General features: G+C 48.1%; 21 protein-coding genes and 1 pseudogene. 7 read left to right on the top strand and 15 right to left on the bottom strand.

From position 1 onward, the window contains the following. Positions 1-53: 53 nt before the first annotated feature. The gene (locus tag GQY55_RS01890; RefSeq protein ID WP_160037618.1) at positions 54-674 is read right to left on the bottom strand and encodes a TetR/AcrR family transcriptional regulator C-terminal domain-containing protein; all 621 of its coding nucleotides are present in this window, start codon (positions 672-674) and stop codon (positions 54-56) included. A 153-nt stretch (positions 675-827) separates the two neighbouring features. Here GQY55_RS01890 and GQY55_RS01885 point away from each other — a divergent pair, with 153 nt between their 5' ends. Together GQY55_RS01885 and GQY55_RS01880 are read left to right on the top strand one after the other, a co-directional pair. Continuing rightward, on the top strand, positions 828-2,570 hold the full coding sequence (locus tag GQY55_RS01885) for a CocE/NonD family hydrolase (RefSeq protein WP_160037617.1): 1,743 nt from the start codon (positions 828-830) through the stop codon (positions 2,568-2,570). Further along, positions 2,570-3,985, top strand: coding sequence for a DHA2 family efflux MFS transporter permease subunit (locus tag GQY55_RS01880; RefSeq protein WP_160037616.1), 1,416 nt, complete (start codon positions 2,570-2,572; stop codon positions 3,983-3,985). The genes GQY55_RS01885 and GQY55_RS01880 overlap by 1 nt, the downstream gene beginning before the upstream one ends. Positions 3,986-4,261: 276 nt before the next feature. Here the strand turns inward: GQY55_RS01880 and GQY55_RS01875 are convergent, their stop codons facing one another. Then, complete coding sequence (locus GQY55_RS01875) at positions 4,262-4,858, bottom strand: hypothetical protein (RefSeq protein WP_160037615.1); 597 nt, start codon at positions 4,856-4,858, stop codon at positions 4,262-4,264. A 308-nt stretch (positions 4,859-5,166) separates the two neighbouring features. Further along, on the bottom strand, positions 5,167-6,105 hold the full coding sequence (locus GQY55_RS01870; protein ID WP_236575341.1) for a copper amine oxidase N-terminal domain-containing protein: 939 nt from the start codon (positions 6,103-6,105) through the stop codon (positions 5,167-5,169). A gap of 627 nt (positions 6,106-6,732) precedes the next feature. Between GQY55_RS01870 and GQY55_RS01865 the strand changes: the two genes are divergently transcribed. After that, positions 6,733-7,197 carry a GNAT family N-acetyltransferase gene (locus GQY55_RS01865; RefSeq protein ID WP_160037613.1) on the top strand — a complete coding sequence of 155 codons (465 nt, stop codon included), beginning with the start codon at positions 6,733-6,735 and terminating at the stop codon, positions 7,195-7,197. Between the two features lie 161 nt (positions 7,198-7,358). Here the strand turns inward: GQY55_RS01865 and GQY55_RS31745 are convergent, their stop codons facing one another. Beyond that, a complete protein-coding gene (locus GQY55_RS31745) occupies positions 7,359-7,484 on the bottom strand; it encodes a hypothetical protein (RefSeq protein WP_268894975.1) in 126 nt (41 codons plus the stop codon). A 411-nt stretch (positions 7,485-7,895) separates the two neighbouring features. Between GQY55_RS31745 and GQY55_RS31145 the strand changes: the two are divergent. Then, positions 7,896-7,994 (top strand): annotated as a pseudogene (locus tag GQY55_RS31145) (BlaI/MecI/CopY family transcriptional regulator); the annotation flags it as partial. A gap of 253 nt (positions 7,995-8,247) precedes the next feature. Here the strand turns inward: GQY55_RS31145 and GQY55_RS01855 are convergent. Then, entirely contained in the window at positions 8,248-8,400 is a 153-nt protein-coding gene (locus GQY55_RS01855; protein WP_160037612.1) for a hypothetical protein, read from the bottom strand. Positions 8,401-8,582: 182 nt separating this feature from the next. Between GQY55_RS01855 and GQY55_RS01850 the strand changes: the two genes are divergently transcribed. Continuing rightward, positions 8,583-9,038 carry an AraC family transcriptional regulator gene (locus GQY55_RS01850; RefSeq protein WP_160037611.1) on the top strand — a complete coding sequence of 152 codons (456 nt, stop codon included), beginning with the start codon at positions 8,583-8,585 and terminating at the stop codon, positions 9,036-9,038. A gap of 188 nt (positions 9,039-9,226) precedes the next feature. Here the strand turns inward: GQY55_RS01850 and GQY55_RS01845 are convergent, their stop codons facing one another. From GQY55_RS01845 to GQY55_RS01805, 9 genes are all read right to left on the bottom strand, one after another. Then, on the bottom strand, positions 9,227-10,021 hold the full coding sequence (locus tag GQY55_RS01845) for an ABC transporter ATP-binding protein (protein ID WP_160037610.1): 795 nt from the start codon (positions 10,019-10,021) through the stop codon (positions 9,227-9,229). Continuing rightward, positions 10,014-10,940, bottom strand: a complete 927-nt coding sequence (locus GQY55_RS01840) for an ABC transporter permease (protein ID WP_160037609.1) — start codon at positions 10,938-10,940, stop codon at positions 10,014-10,016. Before GQY55_RS01840 ends, GQY55_RS01845 begins: the two co-directional genes overlap by 8 nt. 133 nt (positions 10,941-11,073) lie before the next feature. Then, positions 11,074-12,114, bottom strand: a complete 1,041-nt coding sequence (locus tag GQY55_RS01835) for an ABC transporter substrate-binding protein (RefSeq protein WP_160037608.1) — start codon at positions 12,112-12,114, stop codon at positions 11,074-11,076. A 205-nt stretch (positions 12,115-12,319) separates the two neighbouring features. Continuing rightward, positions 12,320-13,003, bottom strand: a complete 684-nt coding sequence (locus GQY55_RS01830; protein WP_160037607.1) for an HAD family hydrolase — start codon at positions 13,001-13,003, stop codon at positions 12,320-12,322. Between the two features lie 201 nt (positions 13,004-13,204). Next, positions 13,205-14,137: a 1-phosphofructokinase gene (pfkB, locus tag GQY55_RS01825; protein WP_160037606.1), complete on the bottom strand. Its 933-nt coding sequence runs from the start codon at positions 14,135-14,137 to the stop codon at positions 13,205-13,207. 269 nt (positions 14,138-14,406) lie between these two features. Then, positions 14,407-14,991, bottom strand: a complete 585-nt coding sequence (locus GQY55_RS01820) for a histidine phosphatase family protein (RefSeq protein ID WP_160037605.1) — start codon at positions 14,989-14,991, stop codon at positions 14,407-14,409. After that, positions 14,988-15,428, bottom strand: coding sequence for a metallothiol transferase FosB (gene fosB, locus GQY55_RS01815; RefSeq protein WP_160037604.1), 441 nt, complete (start codon positions 15,426-15,428; stop codon positions 14,988-14,990). The genes GQY55_RS01820 and fosB overlap by 4 nt, the downstream gene beginning before the upstream one ends. Before the next feature lie 39 nt (positions 15,429-15,467). Further along, positions 15,468-15,959 carry a tetratricopeptide repeat protein gene (locus GQY55_RS01810; protein ID WP_160037603.1) on the bottom strand — a complete coding sequence of 164 codons (492 nt, stop codon included), beginning with the start codon at positions 15,957-15,959 and terminating at the stop codon, positions 15,468-15,470. A gap of 29 nt (positions 15,960-15,988) precedes the next feature. Continuing rightward, a complete protein-coding gene (locus GQY55_RS01805) occupies positions 15,989-17,020 on the bottom strand; it encodes a LacI family DNA-binding transcriptional regulator (RefSeq protein WP_160037602.1) in 1,032 nt (343 codons plus the stop codon). 295 nt (positions 17,021-17,315) lie between these two features. Between GQY55_RS01805 and GQY55_RS01800 the strand changes: the two genes are divergently transcribed. Both GQY55_RS01800 and GQY55_RS01795 read left to right on the top strand, forming a co-directional pair. Further along, positions 17,316-18,365: a 2,3-butanediol dehydrogenase gene (locus GQY55_RS01800; protein WP_160037601.1), complete on the top strand. Its 1,050-nt coding sequence runs from the start codon at positions 17,316-17,318 to the stop codon at positions 18,363-18,365. Positions 18,366-18,627: 262 nt separating this feature from the next. Continuing rightward, complete coding sequence (locus GQY55_RS01795; RefSeq protein ID WP_236575340.1) at positions 18,628-19,395, top strand: MBL fold metallo-hydrolase; 768 nt, start codon at positions 18,628-18,630, stop codon at positions 19,393-19,395. Between the two features lie 22 nt (positions 19,396-19,417). Here GQY55_RS01795 and murI read toward each other — a convergent pair whose 3' ends face one another. Further along, a complete protein-coding gene (gene murI / locus GQY55_RS01790; protein ID WP_160037600.1) occupies positions 19,418-20,221 on the bottom strand; it encodes a glutamate racemase in 804 nt (267 codons plus the stop codon). Between the last annotated feature and the right edge of the window lie 32 nt (positions 20,222-20,253).

Below are 20,253 nucleotides of genomic sequence, written 5' to 3'. Positions count from 1 at the left end.
TTTTTTAACCTATACAGAAGATCACAAACGCTACTTCCCTACAAGCATCTGCTCTATTTTTTCAATCCCTTAACAATAAGTTGTATTCCAAATTCAAAAGCACTTTCTGCCTCGTTCTCAATCGTATTCATTACATCGGAAGTTAATTTATCCATATCTGCATCACGTTGAGACTCATTAACCTTTTCCAAAGGAGATGATGTTAATATTCTCCTTTTATTCCGTGTTTGTTCTTCCATTACAGATCCCAAGGTAAATTGGCCCATGGTCAGCATGGCCATTTTAGCTTCTCTTTCCGAAAAACCTGCCCGTACTAGATATTCAACTTTAGGCGCTAATTTAGCAAGCTCATTATAAGTGGGAATTGAGCCGGCATGAAGCATCGCTCCATCTGGATAAGCTAATAAAGCATTTCTAAGGCTGCATGCATGATCCATAAACCACTTCTCCCATTGCTCCGTGTCATGAGGCGTCTCAATGGTGTGGTATCTGTCGATTATAGCAGAGGCCATCTCCCCAAGCAGCGTTGCCTTATCTTTTACATGCCAATATAGCGATGCTGATTCAACTCCTAATCTCTGTGCCAAACGCCTGGTTGTAATCGCCTCTAATCCACCCTCTTTAAGAAGTGCAAGCGCCTCCTCTATAACATCTTCACGTTTTATCTTTGCCATATTTAAAAATTCTCCTTATCCCCGTATTAAAACCTTTCAGTGATTTATTATATCATATTGACAAATCTATCACTGATAGATTATGATCAAATCACTCCAAATCTATCAGTGATAGATTATTTGGAGAACTTATATCCGAGAGGAGCTAACCTAATGAAATTAGAATCTGTTGAATCCATGCAAATTGATTGGGATGTACCTATAGAAATGGACGATGGCGCAATCGTATATGCCGATGTATTTCGCCCGGCCATGCCTGGCAAATACCCTGTCATTTTAAGTCACGGTGTATATGGTAAAGGACTCCCCATTCAAAGGTTTAGACACCGGCTATTTCAACTGGTAAACACTACGCCTAACAAGTCGGTTGGCGATGTTTTTGGTGCTGATCTTGCGGATGCCGTTGTACCTAATACAAGCATGGAAATCGATGAAGACGATTATCGCGTATGGGAGGTTGTTAATCCAACAGATTGGGTTCCACATGGATACGTCGTTGTGCGTGTCGATTCCCGAGGTTCTGGTAGCTCTCCAGGCAGATTAGACCCATTATGCCCCAGAGAAATTGAAGATTATGCAGCATGTATTGAATGGAGCGGAGTTCAAAGCTGGTCAAACGGACGTGTCGGTTTATGTGGAAAATCGTATTATGCCATGTCGCAATGGCTCGTAGCCGCAAAAAAGCCTTCCCACTTGGCGGCAATTTGTGTATGGCACGGCTGGAGCGACTGGTATAGGGATGCAACTCGCCATGGGGGAATCATGTATCAGTTTTGGGAGAATTTTTGGTACCCTCAGCTTGCGCTTCCGGTACAACACGGCATAGGTCCTGAAGCTGGATTTAATCCTCACAGCAGCAGACCTATTGCTGGAAATACAGCACTTGACTCTGATACATTAGCTAGAAATCGCGCGGATATCGTAAATGACATTCGTACTCATCCATTCGAGGATGAACACTATTACAAGGTACGTACCCCTCAATTGGATCAAATCACCGTTCCGGTTCTGGCCAGCGCTGACTGGTCCGATCATGATCTGCATCTTCGCGGTACAATCCGTGGATTTGAGAAGATTAGCAGTAAAAATAAGTGGTTGGAAATTCATGCTGGAGGGCAATTTGACGATGAGGCTTCAGTTGACTTGCAGCGGCGTTTCTTTGATTATCATTTAAAAGAAACTCAAAATAACTGGGATGATCAATCGCCTGTTCAACTAGCCCTAAGAAAAGCGGATGGCAGCTCAGCTACAGTTGAAGCTTCGGCTTGGCCAATCCCTGGTACCGAGTGGAGGCCTTACTATTTTGACTTTAGCACCCATTCTCTTGAAATAAATGAGCCTGCAGCTGCATCTCAGGTAAGTTACAAGGCGGATGGCGATGGGGTTACTGTTTATAGTCAAGCCATGACAGAGGATACGACCATTGTTGGTCCTGTTTCGGCTGCATTGTGGATGTCCTCTACTACAGCCGATGCAGATCTTTTCCTTGTACTAAATGCAGTTGGTCCTGATGGAGAACTTGTGGAACTTCGTGATCACAGAGCAGGACTGACTCCCATGACAGTGGGCTGGTTACGCGCCTCACATCGTGCCCTTGATCCGGAACGCAGTACTCCTTGGCAGCCTTATCATACGCACACAAGCTCGGAGCCTCTGGTACCCGGTCAAATTTACAAGGTCGATGTTGAATTACGCCCAACAAGTCTCCTTCTTCCGGCTGGTTATAGACTGTGCTTAACGATCAAAGGAAATGGTCCAGCGCATAATGATCCTGTAGACCGTCCGGCACAAATTTTTAACAACACGGTTACTGTATATAATGCACCAGACATGAAATCTCAGCTTCTTATTCCAGTCGTTCCTATGCACAATGATCATTTGGGGGAAAACTTATAATGATAGGCTCTGGTAAACAATCTGCTGCTAAACTTGCCCCTATACCCTTTGTATTATGGGGGCAAGCTATCATTATAGTTATTGGTGCATTTACATCTATGTTGTCTTCTACGATGCTTAACACAGCTCTACCCTCAATCGCAGTCAGTCTGCATACTTCAAGCTCCATTGCGCAATGGACATCTACAGGATACTTTTTATCTCTGGCTGCAGGTGTTCCCCTTAGTGCCTGGTTATCCCGAAAACTTGGACCAACTAAGCTTTGGCTAATTAGCCTGGTCTTGTTCCTGGGGTTTTCAGTATTGTGTGCAGAATCAAAAGGGATTTATATGCTTATCATCTGTAGAGTTCTGCAAGGCTTATCAGGGGGGTTGCTTGTACCTGCCGGGCAAACCATCATAAGCATAGCAGCAGGTCAGAAGCGTCTTGGTAGAGTGATGAGCATCGTTGGCATAGCCGTTGTGGTTGCTCCAACGTTAGGCACAACGTTAAGCAGTGCTATCCTCAGCAGCTTAAGCTGGCCTTGGCTATTCTGGATTAACATCCCTCTTAGTATGGCAGCGTTTTTTGCTGGTTTGAAGTGGCTTCCAAAAATTGAAGTTACTGAAGCTGGTAAATTTGATTGGATCGGCTTTTTACTCGTATTAAGCGGCGTACCCCTGCTCATTTATGGTGTAACCTCCATTGGAAACACCGCAAACGCAGGTTCGAATAACACTTCTATTATTATCGGAACCGTTCTTATCATTGGCTTTGTTATAAGGTCATTAAGACTTGACAAACCCATACTGCAGCTAAGACTTTTTGGTAACGGGGTATTCACAGTAGCTGCTGTCGTTATGTTCTTGGGTGGTGCAATAAACTTCGGAGCACAACTGCTTCTTCCCCATTACTTAACCGATGTCCGCCACTTGAGCCTGCTGGCTGCAAGTCTGCTAATCTTGCCCCAAGTTATAGGAACAGCAGTTGGTTTTCCGATTGCGGGTCGATTAACAGACCGGTATGGAGCTGGAAGACTTATACTTACAGGTTGCATCATTATGACGATATCCATGCTTTTGCTAAGTTTTATCGGAGTTAATACAGACACTACTTGGGTGGGCCTCATTTTTTTCATCTGGGGACTAGGTACAGCACTGGCCACTGTTCCAGCCATGACTGCCGGTTTAACCACAGTTGCTCCCGATCAAATACCTGATTCTGCGCCGATCCTTAACATGCTGCAACGAATTGGAGCATCTTTAGGCACAGCTTTAATCACCTTGCTATATACTAAAAATTTAACTAGTGGCCTAGACCAAGTCCATACTTTAGTTGCTTTTAAAAATGTCGTTTGGTTGTTATTGGGAAGTATACTAATACTCCTGATATCATCCCTAATTTTGGTACTAAGAGAAAATAAAAACTCACGCTAATACTAAGCGTCGGCTCATCGGATGAATGACAGCCTATAATAGATTTGTTAGCACAAGCAGGGCATATTGGTGAAGAAAAATAACACCGATAGGTGCAAAAGGGACGGAGCAGAGGTTTATCTTGCTTCGTCCATTTGCGTCTTTCCATCATTGCCGCTTTTTGAGCAAATTGTGGGCAAGGCAAAGCTACCCGACTTCCAGGCTTACTTTTTGCGAGCCGCGAAGCAGGAATCTTCGAAAACCCCGGGTTGGTTTTGATTTTGCCTAACACATTTTTTAATTTCCATCCATTGTTGCAATTAGCCATTGCCCACTCACCTTATCCTTTAATAATGAATAGGTCATGGTACCTTGCTCAACTTCTTTATCTTTTATATTCCTTAAAAATGTAACGATGATTTGGATACGTTTCACATCTTCGTCATAAGTAATTTCATTGACGTCCTTGAATTCAAATTTAACCCCATCTTCATACTTATAGCCAAACCAATCCATGTTAAATTCTATGGAACCATCATCCAGCATGTTTTCTTTAAACTTTTTTTCATTATGCTGAACAATGGCTTCCATATTATTTACAATTTTGTCTGCAATATCTTGCATGAAAAAATCTTTAGCATAATCCGATAAGTCGAAAGAAATTCCCTTTTTGAAATTTGAAAGTTCGGGTTTTTCCGTACTAAATTCTTTTTTATACAGAATAGTTGTACTTCCTATCTTGTCTTTAGTTGAACCTTTGGTTTCTTGATTGTCTTCTAGATTATTTGTATCCGCTTCTTGTTTTATATTCACACTTTTTAGCTCTTGACCGCATCCTGAGACAATAACGATCGATAAAAGAGCAATAATTCCCATTACTTTTTTAAACTTCATTTTAATCATCTCCAAAAGCAAATTTAAATTGCGTAACGATAAAGACAGTGATTGAGGATATCAGAATGTCCTCACAATTAGATTGAACAGAGCGCGAATAGTAGCTGCGATCCTGCTGGTCAGGTTTCTATTCACATCCAGGCTTTCTCTCCTACCGGCATTCAAATATTTTGAAAATTTAACCGTCGATACGTATGAATTTATAATAAAAAAGAACCAAAAACATAAAATCGTTCTTGGCTCATAGCTGCTATTCGTATAATCAGATTTGTTAAACGTATGTGCTGAAATAGGAATGTTCACTGCCTTTACTGAGGAATACTTTGAATGATATCTCCATAATTATTTCCTTTATATTTGAAAGTTTTTAAAGTTCCATCACTAAGTCTGTAATATCCAATATAGCTACCATTATTATAATTAAAGGAATCGTTGTACATATCTGAAATATAATCTGGTTTTGTACCGCCTAATGTCTTTGTATTATAGCCAGGTATATCCGCATCGATAAATTGCCAGACAGCTTCTGCAATTTCGTTTTTAATTTCTACTACTGTTGTTACATTGCCATTACTATAGGTATAGCGAGTTGCGTCATTAGATGCAAAAGTGTAGGTATAATATTGAGATTTATCGCTCTCGGCTTTCGGATCTGGTTTAAATGAATAATTAATCGGTAACGAAATAGCAGCCAGACGTGCCAGCTTTAAGTCGGATGAATTCAGTACATTATCATCTGGGGTGAAATTCTTCGACTGAATGAATAAAATCCCCCTAGTCTTCTCATAGTTCACATTATATCCAAATGCTTCGCTAACAAATTTCGCAGGAACCATCATACGATCGTTATAATTATTTGCTTCACTATCCATCAGCACCGGCTTCCCGTTTTTATATGCAGTACGCTCACCTTGAATCATTCTGAATGTCTCATTAGCGGAATTAGTAATTATTGCGGTATGCTTTTTAGCGTCCCACGTATAATTGAGCCCTAGAGACGCAAGTGTTCTAACTGGTACCATCACTCTACCGGCTTGTATAAAAGGATTGGCGTCAGTTGAGATAAACGCCCCGTTAATGTTAACGGTTATAGGTCTTGGTGTTGGCTTATCAGTTGTAACAGTAGAAGCAGCTGAACTTACACTCGGTAACATTAAGAGAACGGCAAAGCAGATGGGAGCAAGTTTCTTAAGCAAAGACATAAAATAAATCCTTCCTGATATTTGTTTATTATCATAAACATCCAAGACGTAAAAATGTTACAATTTAACTGAAACATAAATACCAAACTTATCACTTATGTGCTTCCAGCAAGTTCTTTTATCTATGCCTCACAAAGGTGTAGTATTATAAATGCTTTTTGTTATCATTCGATCGTACGTAACATATTGTGTTATTGGGGGTGCAGCCGAGGAGGCTCGGCATAGGAATAGACTGTTCCAAGTAACTCTATCGTCGGCGGAATCATTGAATTTTCGCTCAGCAACACTGTATCCAATACTGCTATGAATTATCGAATTCATATAGTTGCTGCCAATAATACAACCGCAGACCTGACAAAGAATCAAAATCCCGTCGTTAATTACTATTCAGAGGACGGGGCACAGGTACCTAAGCTTGAATCATATACTAAAAGTCTCTGGAAATGAACAACCAGCGGTTGAGGTCGCCACTGTAAAGCTTGCGCCGGGAGCCTGCCTCAAATGAATTACCCGAAACACGTAAAGCTATGGTCGAGCGTGACATGCGCCGCGCCACCTACCGCATCGCGATCGGTTCCCCGGAGCCTTAAGCCGGTGAGGGTTCGAGAATACAAGAACGTTATCTGAAATTCTGTTAAATGCTAATTAAGCAATCTAGGATGGTGATTTCAATTGAAAGAAGTATATCAAAGTCTTGTATTCGAAGAAGTAAGTAAAGAAACTCAAGAACATGCAAAACAGGTTGTTTTAGCTGGACTGAAAGAAAGATTTGGAACACTGGATGAATCATTAAATCAAGATCTCAATGAAATTGTCCTTAATTATAATCGTATAGGGAATCTCTTTTTGGTGGGCAAAATAAATACCAAAGTTGTTTGTACTGGTGCATTAACTCGTGAAGAGGTTGATACAGGAAGAATTGTTAGAATGTCAGTACAAAAAGAATATCGAAGACAAGGAATAGCTCAGAAAATGTTAAAAGAGCTTGAAAGAAGAGCACAAGCTAAAGGATACAAGAAAATTGTGTTAGAAACGACAAATTCCTGGCATGATGCAATTTCTTTTTATAAGAAACATGAGTATATAGAATATGATAGAAATAAATATGAAGTGCATATGGTAAAGGATTTATTTTAGTTATGCATGCTTCAGGCCATGCGCCCCTCGGTCCAGGTCAAAATCTAGCAAATGGGATAAGGATCTCCTGTGTTCATTGTCATTTTGATAAATTTGAACACGGATATGCACTATGAAATACAGCTTTCTTAACTTTCCTAAACCTCGATTTTGCCAATCGGTCAACGTATATAATTTTTCGCAACCGTATGTCCCTGGGTTGTAAATAATGCCCTGTTCATCAGCAAGAATGCCACTGCCACAATAACCGCGCTGGCGAGCAAATAAATCAGCGGCTTTTTAGTCATTCAAATCTCCTCGCTTTATGCGTGACTTTCCCAAAAATTCTACCAAAATACGGAGAGTTCAAAACCTATGCAGATAGATATCTTTTCTAAATTCTTCATCTATTAAATGAATTTCCTCTTTAGTAATCCACTGGTACTTAAATTTGCTCCCTTGATCCCCTCCATCTCCTGTGCCAATATATTCCCACTTTTCTGGAAGTTTTCATTCTGGTACAACAAGAAAATCATGTCGTTCCACATTTGAATCTATAAATTCCTTGTGCTATAACTTCATTGTATACTACAACATGTAATAATTGCCTGGGTAAGCCAGCTTGACATTCACTACATAGTGTAGTAAATTCTAATCACTACGTAGTGTAGTAATTAAATTGTTATGGACGCATAACAATGGGTAAAGAGGTGTGCACCGTGAAACATGTTCAAAAATTATCCGACACGGAAATGGAACTCATGGAGGTAATATGGGATTGTGAGCATCCAGTAACATCAACCGAATTATTGGGTATTTCCCTATGAGATTAAAACTAACGATCCTGTAATTGTACCCCATGATACTAAAACTAAGCGATGATATCTCCAGTACATGGGAAGTAACCGTTAAGCTGTCACCAAGGGCAAAGAGGATGTAATTAAATTGGAAATACATTCGAACGGCGTCAGCTTGTTCAGTTTTCTTTGGATTTATCTTTGAGGTAAGCTGCAGCAGGTACAGAACCCTTTCGCTTCCGGCAACGAAGTGGAAGGGTATATTTTTGCGATGTTAAACGTCAAAAAACTGTAAGAACTCCAGCAGCGCCCATTGTTTCGGAAATTCAATTTGCCCGTTCGGCGCTTCGAAGACTGATTTGTCAGATTCGCCCTTGATCTTCTCGCGCATAAGTACCATCTTCACCGCATTGCTAACCTTAGCCAACACGTCCGCCAGGCGTGGGTTAGTCCAGTCTATCTGGAACTCTTTCTACCACTTTGCGAATCAAGCTGGCAATGAAGCCGAACAAGAATATCCAAAATTTTAAAAAAAAGGTGATGAATATATTTTTATATCATGATAGCATCCGAGATGGATTCGTAATTATTGGAAAAGGAGAATAAAACATGAAGATGAACATCGAAACTATCCCGAATTACCGCATTGCCTATGTAAGGCAGATGGGTCCATACGGTCCCGCCAACGCGCAAACGATGGAAAAGCTGAAAAAATGGGCCGCGGAAAAACATCTGCTGACCGAATCGGCCATCCTGTTCGGAATCCCTCAGGACAACCCCGATACGACGCTTCCCGAAAACTGCAGATATGATGCATGCATCGTTATTTCGGCGGACGAACCGACGGATGATTCCATTGACGAGGGCGAATTTTCCGGCGGAGAATACGCGGTTTGTACGGTCAAACACACCCCGGAAGACGTGCAAAAAGCATGGGCGGAGATTTTTCCCGCATTGCAGCAAAGCGGATATCGGATGGATCACAAGCCGGTTGTGGAAAGGTACACCGGAAAAATGGTTGCCGAAGGTTTTTGCGAACTATGCATTCCGGTCATTAAAAATTAACTAGCTTGATTCGTTCGTTTTGGCTTGCTTAAGGCTTTTCGGCGTCATGAAAGATGGATGATGCAAAAAGAAGAACAAGCGGCTGTCGCCTGCGACAGCTCTTGTTCTTCTTTCACGGATATCAAAGTCTCTTTATGGATGCTTTCCCTGACCTATTTCAGTCATCGGTTTTACTGATCCGTCCGGTATCAGCCTAACACAACCCGGTCATCGGAAAGCTTGTGGCCGCTGATTCGCTCAAATTCGCCCAGCAGCTCCTCAACGGTCAAATGTTTTTTCCGCTGTTCGTCGATATCGAGTATGATCCGCCCTTTATCCATCATGATGAGCCGGTTCCCAAGCCGGATCGCCTGCTCCATGTTGTGGGTTACCATCAGCGTCGTCAGCTGCATTTCCCGGACGATGTTCTCCGTCAGCTTCGTAATAAGCTCCGCCCGGGCCGGGTCAAGCGCGGCGGTATGCTCGTCAAGAAGCAGGATTTGCGGTTTCGTGAACGTGGCCATCAGGAGGCTGAGCGCCTGCCGTTCCCCGCCGGACAACAGCCCGACTTTGGCGCGAAGGCGATTTTCGAGACCGATGCCCAAACGTTTGAGCGATTCGCGGAACATGCTGCGACGTCCGGCGTTGATGCTGATCGAAAGCCCGCGACGCGCCCCTCTGCGATAAGCCATGATCAAGTTTTCCTCAATGGTCATATGCGGGGCCGTCCCCGCCATCGGATCCTGGAATACGCGGCCGATCCATTTGCTGCGCCGATATTCGGGAAGAGCGCCAATCGCCTGGCCTTCTATGATTACGTTCCCTGCATCCGGCTTCATGACGCCGGAAATAATGTTCATCAAGGTCGATTTGCCTGCCCCGTTGCTTCCGATGATCGTAACAAAATCGCCGGGATTGAGTTTCAAATGGATGTGATGCAGCGCGATTTTTTCATCCGGCGTCCCCGGATTAAAAAGCTTCGATACCTGCGAAATCTCAAGCATGGAGATCACCTCCCGAAGCACCTTGCCGTGCGGAGCCCGTCAATTCGAGCGTCCGTCTCTTCGCAAGCTGTTTCTGCTTGATCGCCCGGCTTGCCGTCGGGAAAACAAGCGCTATAATGACGATCACCGCGGTGATCACCTTTATATCCGACGCATCCAGCCATTCGACGCGAAGCGCGAGCGCGACCACGATCCGATAGACAATCGAGCCCAGCACGACGGCAATCGTGGCATGAATGACGTTTCTTGCCCCGAATATGGCTTCGCCGATAATGACCGAAGCGAGCCCAATAACGATCATCCCGATCCCCATTGAAATGTCCGCAAAACCGGATTGCTGTGCGATCAGGGCTCCGGACAAAGCAACCAAACCGTTGGAAAGGCTAACCCCGATGATTTTGGTCGTGTCCGTGTTTGCGCCGAAGCTGCGGATCATCCGGTCGTTGTCCCCCGTCGCGCGAAGCGCGAGGCCAAGATCCGTATGCAGAAACCAGTTCATCAGCAACAATACGATAATGACGATCACCGGAAGCAGAATCCACGGATTGGCTGTTGTGAACACGGTGCCGGCATCGATAATGGCGATATTCGGTTTGCCCATGATCCGCATATTTATGGAATAAAGAGCAATCATCATCAATATCCCCGACAATAGTCCGTTAATTTTCCCTTTCGTATGCAGGAGTCCAGTAATTGTCCCTGCGATGAGGCCGCCCATAAAGGCCACGATACAGGTCAGCCAGGCATTATAACCGTGGGAGATCATGACGGCCGCGATGCCGCCGCCCGTCGTAAAGCTGCCGTCAACGGTCAAATCCGGAAAATCGAGAATCCGGAACGTAATATAGACTCCAAGCGCCATCAGGGAGTATAGAAGACCAAGCTCGACTGCACCCAATAATGAACTCAAACTCATCATGATGACTTTCCTCCTTCAGTACGATTTCAGCACTCGTCTTCGTCGCCTTTTTCTAAAAAGCGTGACATCTTCCCTTATGTATTGAAGGGAGTGGACGAAGGATATCGCCACTCCCTATCACCAATCCATACTATTACTTATTGAGAATATAGTTATCCTTGTCCTGAACTTCGTTTTTCATTTCGTCCGTCACCGTAACGCCCTGCGCTTCAGCAGCCTTAAGGTTCAGCACGACGTCAAGCTTTTCCTGCATACTTACCGGGATGTCGCCGGGGTTTTTGCCGTTTTTCAGGATATCCACGGCGATTTTGCCGGCTTCATAGCCATGATCGAAATATTTGAATCCGACCGTCGCAAACGCGCCTTTTTCTACGGTGTCATAGTCGCTGGAGAAAAACGGGATATGATTTTCGTTCGCCACCTGGATGATCGAATCGACGCCGCTGACCACGGTATTATCCAACGTCGTGAAAAACGCGTCGGAACGGCCGACCAAAGACTGAGCAGCCTGCTTCACTTCGGACGTATTTGTCACGGCCGCTCTTACCAGCTTGATATTATGTTTGCCGAACATTTCTTCTGCGTTTTTTGCCATAACTTCCGCGTTGGGTTCTCCTTCGTTGATGACAAGCCCCACCGTTTTGATGTTCGGGAAATATTTGGCGATAAAATCCGTCAGTCGCTGAACCGCAGCCGGGTTCGTATCCGATACGCCGGTTACGTTGCCTCCCGGTTTTTCCAGGTTCGATACGATTTTTGCATCAACCGGATCCGTGACGGACGCGAATACAATCGGCTTGTCTTTCACTTGCTTTACCACAGCTTGAGTCGAACCTGTAGCGATCGTGAATACGAGATCTTCCTTGTTCGAAGCGATCGTTTGAGCGATCGATAGATTCGTCGCCGCATCCCCTTGTGCATTTTTGTAATCAACCTTCAGATTGTCGCCTTCGGATATCCCTGCATCTTTAAGGGCAGCGAGGAATCCTTCCCGTGTCGCATCCAGAGACGGATGTTCCATGATTTGGGAAATGGCGATTTTATACGTTTTCTTATCCGTCTGGGTTTCGGACCCGCCCGCTTCCGTTTTTTTGCCGTCACTGCTGCCGCAGCCCGCTAGCGCCGCTCCCAGAATCACCGACATAACGACTGGCAACCATTTTTTCTTCAACATAAAGACCCCTCCAACATTTTCCTCTACATCGCTTTCGCGTTCGAAAGCATTAAAGCAATTGGGTAAAAAAAAGAAGTGCCGATCGTATAAAATTTTCCATTCCATACAATCCATTGATTATTCATAATCATAAAGGGGCACTCCGTCATCCGTCAATCGGAAACATGTAAAAAAATGAATTTTTTTATCGAATGTCAAAGGATGATTATTCCGATTCCTCAACCCGTTTTTGTCGCTCTAGCCGCCGGATCAGCTCGTTTAACGGCATCGCTTCCATGTCGGGAATGATCAGGTCGTATCCTTCGAACTTAAAGGTCGCCGTCATTTCGTTCGGCACGATCACCGTGCGCACTCCGGCCGACTTCGCTGCGTTAAAACCGTTCAAGGAATCCTCGAAGGAAACGGCTTCCTCCGGTCGCACCTCCAGCTTTTGCAGGGACAGCAGATAGAGCTCGGGGTCCGGTTTTACCTTTTTGACCAAATCCGCCGTGTTGATAAAGTCGAAATATCCGTGGAGGTTAAATCGGTCCAAATACGGCTCAATCCAGTTGTAGTAAGAACTCGAAGCGATGCAAACCCGAAGCCCCAGCTTCTTCGCTTCCTGCAAGTACGATATGACGCCGGGCCTTGGCTGCACGTCCTTCAGCAGATCGCGGTAGCATACGTCGACCTGCTGGCGGATCCGCTCGGGATCCCCTTCTTGCCCCAACAATCCGGCGAGATGGGTATACGGGTTAAAAGCATCGAAGGAAGTGCCGACGCATCGGGCGTACAGCTCGAGCGGCAGCTCTCTGCCGTATTCCCCGTATATTTTGCAAAAGGCGTGGTAGGCCGGCGATTCCGTATCCACGATCAGTCCGTCGAAATCAAAAATAAGCGCTTTAATCATGCAGTTCTCCTTTTAATCCTCGTTTGATGGTAACATTCTTCCCCTGCGCCGCCGATTCCTTCTTTTTCGGAAATATAAAGGGTTTTCAGGAACGGGTCATGCGGAGCATCCCGTCCGCTCGCAAAATGAAGGCGGAAACGGCAAAAAGCCCGGCGCTTCAAGCGCCAGGCTCATATCCGAAATGAACTCTCGGCCAGGATCCTAAACTTTGGCGATCTGCACCTGCTGGCGCAGCCGCTCCACCGTTTCCGGCTCGATGAGACCCGCTTCGTCCGTCATGGCGTTCGAGGTGCCCGCTGCCGAAGCCAGAGCCAGTCCTTCCTCAAAGGACAACCCATTGGCCAGCGAAACCGCCATCCCGGCGACGTAGGAATCCCCGCAGCCGACCGTGTTCACGACATCGACTTTTGGCGTCTCGACCCGGAAACAGCCGTCCGATGATGCGACCATGGAGCCCGCGCCGCCGAGCGACACGCTGATCCGTTCCATGCCGTAGGTTTGCAGCAGCGTTTCCACCGCTTTTTGCAGCGCCGCCTCATCCTTGACCTCGATCCCGAGAAGCCCTTCGACTTCCTCCTCGTTCGGTTTGATCATATCCGGCCCTGCCTCCAGGCCCAGCCTCAGCGCGTCCCCGCTCGCATCCAAAATCACGTAAGCCCCGGCTTCCTTGGCGATGCCCACCAGCTTCACGTAAAAATCCTTCGGAACGCCGGCAGGCAGACTGCCGCTGAAGCAAACGATACGGGACTTGGCCGCATGCTCGCGGATTTTATCCTCCATCTGCGCCAAAGCTTCCGGGCCCACGATTGGTCCCGGCTCCAACAGCTCGGTGGACACGCCGTTTTCCTCATCCAAAATGTTCAGGCAAACCCGCGATTCCCCTTCGACGGATACGAAATCATGTTTGATCCCCATCCGGTCCAGAAGCTGCTTGATCATTTCGCCGTTGAATCCCCCTACGAAACCGGTTGCGGTCACCGGCACGCCAAGCTGGGCCACGACTTTTGCCACGTTGATTCCTTTGCCGCCCGGCGCGGCCCGAAACCGCTGCACCCGTGAAACCTTGCCCAGCGGAAACGACGGAAGATAATACGTCTTATCGATGGCTGCATTCAATGTTACGGTCGTAATCATAGATATCCTGTCATCCCATCCTAGCCGTGAACGTGAGCGTCCCTTTCCGTATGTACCCGGCCCGGGGAAGGCCGCCGATGCCGCCGCCTGCTCACCGTCTGCTATCGTCTCGATGCCCCCTGTCGCCCGCTTCTCCCGGTCTTCGGCAACCCGCGCCGGATACCGGCGGACACATCGGCAATATCCAAAGTATACCTGTACGCCCACCATTGCACAATGCTTCATTTCGCAGGCGATCCAAATTATACTTCCCCCGCGGTCCGGTTCGGTTACAGATTCACCGCGTCCAAATGGCGGCGGCAATTGTACAAATCGCACACCCACAGTTCATCCAGCTTGCGGATGAGCGTGACCGAAGTATTGTGAAGATGCTCGCGCGTTTCCATGTTCGCAACGAGGGCCGGAAGCATCGTTGAAATCAGGGCCCCGTGGCTCACGAGGAGCACGCGCTGCCCCGGATGCCGTTCGCAAACCTGCCGCACGAGTTCGGTTCCGCGGGAAATCATCGATTCCTCGGTCTCGATGCCCAGCTCCATTTCTCTCCAATCCTCGCCCCACATCCGGATTCTGTCGTCCTCCGTCGTGCCTTCGATTTTGCCGCAGCCCTTCTCTCGCAATCGCTCATCCACATATAGCGGAATGCCCAGCGCTTTTGCGATCGTTTCGGCCGTCTCCCTGGCCCGCGACAGATCGCTGGTATACACCGCGTCCCATGTTTCGTGCCGGAAACGTTCCGCCAGCGCCCGTGCTTGAGCCCGCCCCGTGTCGTTTAAAGGAATATCCGTTTGGCCCTGCGCTTTTTTCTCCACGTTCCAATCCGTGATGCCGTGTCTGACCCAACCTATCGTTGTCATGATCGTTCCCCCTGCCATTCGTCGTAAAATGTCATGTGTCCTTTTTCTTCCCGGTAATAATCAAGCCGGTCACGAAGCGTCCCCGTATGCAGCTCGAAGCGGTGACCGTCCGGGTCCAGGAAGTACACCGATCGTTTGTCCCTTTCGTCGCGCTCCCTTCCGGGAAGCACCCGCACATGAAGCTCGCTTAAACGGCGGAGCCAAAGTTCAAACTCCTCTTCCTTCACCGAAAAGGCGATATGAGTATACGTCCGTGGCATCGTTTCCCGCTCGACGTCTTCTTCGTTCAGCGCAATCCACAGCCCGTCCAGGTCGAAATAGGCAAGCTTTTTCCCTTGGACAAGCCGTTTGGCGCCAAGCACATGTTCATAAAAAGAAACCGAAGCGTCCAGGTTCGAAACCGAAAAGCATAGATGGTTGATGCCTTGCAACTTCATCCGCTCGCCCCTCCCCTTGAGACCCTCTGAGCGTTACGCTCACTCCCATACTTCATCCAGCTTATCCGCATAAAAGCGGATCGCCTTGGCGTAGCCGCGAATCCCGTCATCCCCGGACGTATCGGCGATTTCGGCAAGCAGCAGCTCCATCGCCTGCGCGTGTCTGCCTAGATTATACAACACCATCGCATAAAAGACGCGGAATTCTCTTCGCTCCGGAAACGTTCTGAGCCCCTGTTCAAGCACCTCCGATGCCCGGCCGTATTCCCCGAGCGTTCTAAGCGTGCTTCCGAGACCAAGCAGCGCGCCGGCCAGCGATTCTTCGCCAAGCCCTAACCGGATGGCCTCCTCATAATACGGCACCGCCTCCCTTTCGAGCCCGAGAGCATCATGGGTCCATGCCGTTTGGTACCAAATTTCCGCATTGCCCGGCTCCTCCTCCAGCAGCGACAGCCAACATTCCCTGGCTTGTTCCGCGTCGCCCGATGCCCGCAGCGATATGGCCTGACGAATCTTTTGTTCAATATTCATCTTTCCACCTTATTCCCTTCCGAGTCCGATTACTCCAAGTAAACCGTGCTCCGCTTCATTTTCACGCTAGACTCGCGCACGATCAGCCTCGGCTCGAACTGCACCCTTTCGTATACGCCTTTGGATTGATCGCGGATTCGTTTCAGCAGCAGCTCCGTCGCCAAACGGGACACCTCCGCTCCCATGATGGATACCGAGCTGATTTGCGGCGATGTGAGCGTCGTCCATATGTTGTTGTCGATGCCTACCACCGCCACATCCTCCGGCACCCTGACCCCAAGCTCCTTGAAGCGGTTGATCAGGCCGATCGCCACCATGTCGTTTCCGGCGTAAACCGCGTCCGGCATGTTCTTCAAACTTTTGAAGTAATCGGCCGCCTTCGCCCCCGTGCTTAACGAAAAGTCCTCGCCGAAATAAACAAGCGACAAATCCACATGAGTCAACGAATTGACGTACGCATTGTAACGCTCTTCGATGATATCCCTCGGCGCCCCGGCGTACCCGATCCGCGTGCGGCCGATGCCGATCAGATGCTCCATCGCAAGGCGCCCTTCCTGCTGCGACATGCAGACGACGTCCGCTTTAATGTCGGGATCGAGCTTTTTGCCGTAATTGATGATCGATATTGGCAGCGGAGTTTTGTTCACGAGCTCCACGAAGTTTTTCGGATAAGCCAGCGGCAAAATGATCAGGCCGTCCACATGCAGTTTTTTGACGTCCCGGATCGTTTCCAGCTCGACCTGCCCGATGCCGGACGTGTTGATGTTGACCACCCGATAGCCGTGGTGTTTGGCGGCCTGCTCCACGGACCAGGCGATTTCCGGCATAAACGCGTTGCGTATATCGGGCACAGCCAGCGCGATCTGGTACGTGTTCCGCACCTTAAGGCTTTGCGCCGCAATGCTCGGAATGAATCCAAGCTCCTCGATCGCCTCCAGCACTTTCGCTTTCGTTTTTTCGCTGATGCCCCCCGAATTGTTGATGGCTCTGGATACCGTCGCAATTCCCACACCGGCTTTTTGGGCCACGTCTTCGATGGTTACCTTTGAATTTTTCGACAAACCGATTTGGCCCTCCTTAGTTCGGAATCGTTTCCTATCTGTTTACACATTTTCAACCCTTATTTCTATTATACCATCAATGGTTTATCCAGATAAATCATGCCGGACGATTTCCGTGATACGATGCGAAAAAAGCTTTTGGATTCAGTATCCTATCCGCCTGTTCCCTTCCAAAACGCATTTGACAATCCCGACAAGTTGTGACATATTAGTTTCCGGAAACGTTTCCGTATGATGAGCAAACGATGCTCTTCTGATCATATTCAGACCTTATTACCGAATGGAGATGTCAAGCATGAAAGCATTAAGATGGCATGGCCAAAGAGACCTGCGTCTCGACAACATCGAAGAACCTGCCGCAGGAAAAGGCAAAGTGAAAATCAGAGTGGAGTGGTGCGGCATCTGCGGCAGCGACTTGCACGAATACACGGCGGGACCGATTTTCATTCCGAATACCGCCCCTCATCCGCTGACCGGCGAAAAAGCGCCGATCGTGATGGGACATGAATTTTCCGGGCAAATCGTCGAAATCGGCGAAGGCGTCACGAAATTCGGCGTAGGCGACCGCGTCGTCGTCGAACCGATTTATGCCTGCGGCGAATGCGAAGCATGCAAGCAGGGCAAATACAATCTGTGCTCCAAAATGGGCTTTCTCGGCCTTGCCGGCGGTGGCGGCGGATTTTCCGGTTACGTGGCCGCGGACGAACGCATGGTGCATAAAATCCCGGACTCCGTGTCCTACGAACAAGGCGCGCTTGTCGAACCGTCGGCCGTCGCCCTTCATGCGGTCCGTTCCAGCAAGCTGAAAGTCGGCGATAAAGCGGCCGTATTCGGCACCGGACCGATCGGACTGCTGGTGATCGAGGCATTAAAAGCTTCCGGCGCGTCCGAAATTTATGCGGTCGAGCTGTCGCCGGAACGGAAGCAAAAAGCGGCGGAGCTTGGCGCGATCGTCATCGATCCGAAGGAATTCGACGCCGTGAAGGAAATCCACGAACGCACGCACGGCGGCGTCGACGTCGCTTATGAAGTCACCGGCGTTCCTCCCGTTCTGACGCAGGCGCTGGCGTCCACCAAAATGGGCGGCGAGCTGATGATCGTCAGCATTTTCGAAAGAGAAGCGCCGATCCATCCGAATAACGTCGTGATGATGGAGCGCACCGTCAAAGGCATCATCGGCTACCGCGACGTATTTCCGGCGGTCATCAGCCTGATGGAGCAGGGATATTTCCCTGCCGAGAAGCTCGTAACCAAACGCATTTCGCTCCATGACGTACTTTCCGAAGGCTTCGAAACGCTGCTCAAGGAAAAAAACCAGGTTAAAATTCTCGTTAAACCGGAATAATTTGTCCCTGGAACGTTTTTTTCATTTTTCTTTTTTTTCGTTTTTATCTATCCAACTTCCACCCAATTCTTTAAAAGCCGGATTCTCGAAAGGAGAAATCCGGCTCTTTTTTTAAGATTCGGCAGCGCAGAATATCTATATTTTATATCTTGACAAATTATTATTTTCATGTTATGATATAATATTTTGCTTTGACTTCTTGTTTTTAACCCGCTATGATAGTACCTGCAATGGAACGTTATCCAATCCTTGGAGGTGCGTTATGAACATAAACCCGTCAAATCATGAAAGCCGGATTCATATGCTGGAGATCGCCTCGTTCGTCATGGGAAAAACCGAAGTGATTCATCCCGTCTTGATCCATGACCGTGAGCGCGCCGTTTTGGTCGATGCCGGATATCCCGGCCAAATCGCGAAATTTGCCGAGGCTTTAAGCCTGTACGGGCTTGGCCTTCAGGACGTGACCCAGGTCATAATAACGCATCAGGATCTCGACCATATCGGAAACCTTCCCGCAATGCTCGAACAATCCAAGCGCGGCATCGAAGTGATGGCAAGTGCGGAAGAGAAGCCTTATATCGAAGGGGAGAAGATGATTTTGAAAATCACGCCCGAAGCGCTTGCCGCAGCGGAAGCGATGATTCCTCCCGGCGTGTCCGACGCGTGGAAGCAGGCTTTTCTCTCCATGTTAAAAAATCCGCCCAAATCCCCCGTACACCGGGTGATCCATGACGGACAAATTTTGCCGTTATGCGGCGGCATCGAAGTGATTGCCACCTCCGGGCACACGCCCGGACATATCAGCCTGTACCATATTCCAAGCAAAACGCTGATCGCCGCCGACGCGCTCCGCGTCGCGGACGGGCGTTTATGCGGTCCGGATCCGGACCAGACGCTTGATATGGAGCGGGCGAAGGCCTCGGTCAAAAAGCTTGCGGACTACGACATCGAAACCGTCATCTGCTATCACGGCGGCATGTATCAAGACGGCAACATTTCGCAAACGCTGCGGAAACTGGCGGCCGGCTGAAGACTTAAGGAAACACACCGCTTCAGCCCGTCACCTTTTCTCCTTCGTTTACGGTTTCGCGGCTGCGGTACAACTCGAAAGCTTGCTGCATTTTGCGCAAATATTCCGGTTCCCGGCTGGAGCACGCGAAACGGATGTCTCCGTTGCCTTTGGAGCCTAAGAGCTTCCGTTCCGCCAAAACCTGGCGGAGCCTGCGGACCGTGCCGCGGCTGCCGTCGATGATGTCCATATGCGCAGGCAGAATCCGGCGCAAAAGCGGTTTGTAAAAAGGAAAATGAGTGCATCCCAATACCAACGTCCCGTAATCGTTCAAATCGTACGAGGCGAACTTTTCGCGAAAATAAGCCTCGATCACGTCCGGATCGAACTGCATCGCCTCGCAATACGCAACCAGTTCGGGCAGCGGAAGCGAGTCGACGATGCTGTGGTCGTCAACGCGGGAGACAAGCTGGGTATATTTGGATTGATGAAGTGTCAGCGGCGTAGCGGCGACCAGGACTCTTTTTCCGGTATCGCGGTTCATTTCGACGGCCGGCTTTACCGCAGGCTCCATCCCGATGATCGGAAAATTGTACTCCCGCCGCAGCTCCGCAGCCGCCGCGCCGGTTGCCGTATTGCAGGCGATGACCAGCGCCTTGATGTCTTCCTGCAAAATTTGATTCAGCGATTCACGCACAAAGTCCTGCACCTGCTCCTTGGTTTTCGTGCCATAGGGTACATGAAGGGTATCGGCAAAAAATAAAAAATCCTCTTCGGGCAGCTGCTTCACGGCTTCAGAAAGTACGGTCAAACCGCCTAACCCTGAATCAAAAAGCGCAATTCGCATGTTGTTCACCTGATTTTTCATAGATTCGATTC

Origin of the sequence: Paenibacillus sp. USDA918EY, from assembly GCF_009870825.1 — a bacterium.
Taxonomy (GTDB): Bacteria; Bacillota; Bacilli; order Paenibacillales; family Paenibacillaceae; genus Paenibacillus_AQ; species Paenibacillus_AQ albilobatus.
This window is presented reverse-complemented; position numbering and strand designations above follow the sequence as displayed.

What these genes read in the sequence shown, in the direction of transcription:
- GQY55_RS01890 (WP_160037618.1), bottom strand. Translation starts at nt 674, where the DNA reads ATGGCAAAGATAAAACGTGAAGATGTTATAGAGGAGGCGCTTGCACTT.
- GQY55_RS01885 (WP_160037617.1), top strand. Translation starts at nt 828, where the DNA reads ATGAAATTAGAATCTGTTGAATCCATGCAAATTGATTGGGATGTACCT.
- GQY55_RS01880 (WP_160037616.1), top strand. Translation starts at nt 2,570, where the DNA reads ATGATAGGCTCTGGTAAACAATCTGCTGCTAAACTTGCCCCTATACCC.
- GQY55_RS01875 (WP_160037615.1), bottom strand. Translation starts at nt 4,858, where the DNA reads ATGAAGTTTAAAAAAGTAATGGGAATTATTGCTCTTTTATCGATCGTT.
- GQY55_RS31745 (WP_268894975.1), bottom strand. Translation starts at nt 7,484, where the DNA reads ATGACTAAAAAGCCGCTGATTTATTTGCTCGCCAGCGCGGTTATTGTG.
- GQY55_RS01850 (WP_160037611.1), top strand. Translation starts at nt 8,583, where the DNA reads ATGAAGATGAACATCGAAACTATCCCGAATTACCGCATTGCCTATGTA.
- GQY55_RS01845 (WP_160037610.1), bottom strand. Translation starts at nt 10,021, where the DNA reads ATGCTTGAGATTTCGCAGGTATCGAAGCTTTTTAATCCGGGGACGCCG.
- GQY55_RS01840 (WP_160037609.1), bottom strand. Translation starts at nt 10,940, where the DNA reads ATGATGAGTTTGAGTTCATTATTGGGTGCAGTCGAGCTTGGTCTTCTA.
- GQY55_RS01835 (WP_160037608.1), bottom strand. Translation starts at nt 12,114, where the DNA reads ATGTTGAAGAAAAAATGGTTGCCAGTCGTTATGTCGGTGATTCTGGGA.
- GQY55_RS01830 (WP_160037607.1), bottom strand. Translation starts at nt 13,003, where the DNA reads ATGATTAAAGCGCTTATTTTTGATTTCGACGGACTGATCGTGGATACG.
- pfkB (WP_160037606.1), bottom strand. Translation starts at nt 14,137, where the DNA reads ATGATTACGACCGTAACATTGAATGCAGCCATCGATAAGACGTATTAT.
- GQY55_RS01820 (WP_160037605.1), bottom strand. Translation starts at nt 14,991, where the DNA reads ATGACAACGATAGGTTGGGTCAGACACGGCATCACGGATTGGAACGTG.
- fosB (WP_160037604.1), bottom strand. Translation starts at nt 15,428, where the DNA reads ATGAAGTTGCAAGGCATCAACCATCTATGCTTTTCGGTTTCGAACCTG.
- GQY55_RS01810 (WP_160037603.1), bottom strand. Translation starts at nt 15,959, where the DNA reads ATGAATATTGAACAAAAGATTCGTCAGGCCATATCGCTGCGGGCATCG.
- GQY55_RS01800 (WP_160037601.1), top strand. Translation starts at nt 17,316, where the DNA reads ATGAAAGCATTAAGATGGCATGGCCAAAGAGACCTGCGTCTCGACAAC.
- GQY55_RS01795 (WP_236575340.1), top strand. Translation starts at nt 18,628, where the DNA reads ATGAACATAAACCCGTCAAATCATGAAAGCCGGATTCATATGCTGGAG.
- murI (WP_160037600.1), bottom strand. Translation starts at nt 20,221, where the DNA reads ATGCGAATTGCGCTTTTTGATTCAGGGTTAGGCGGTTTGACCGTACTT.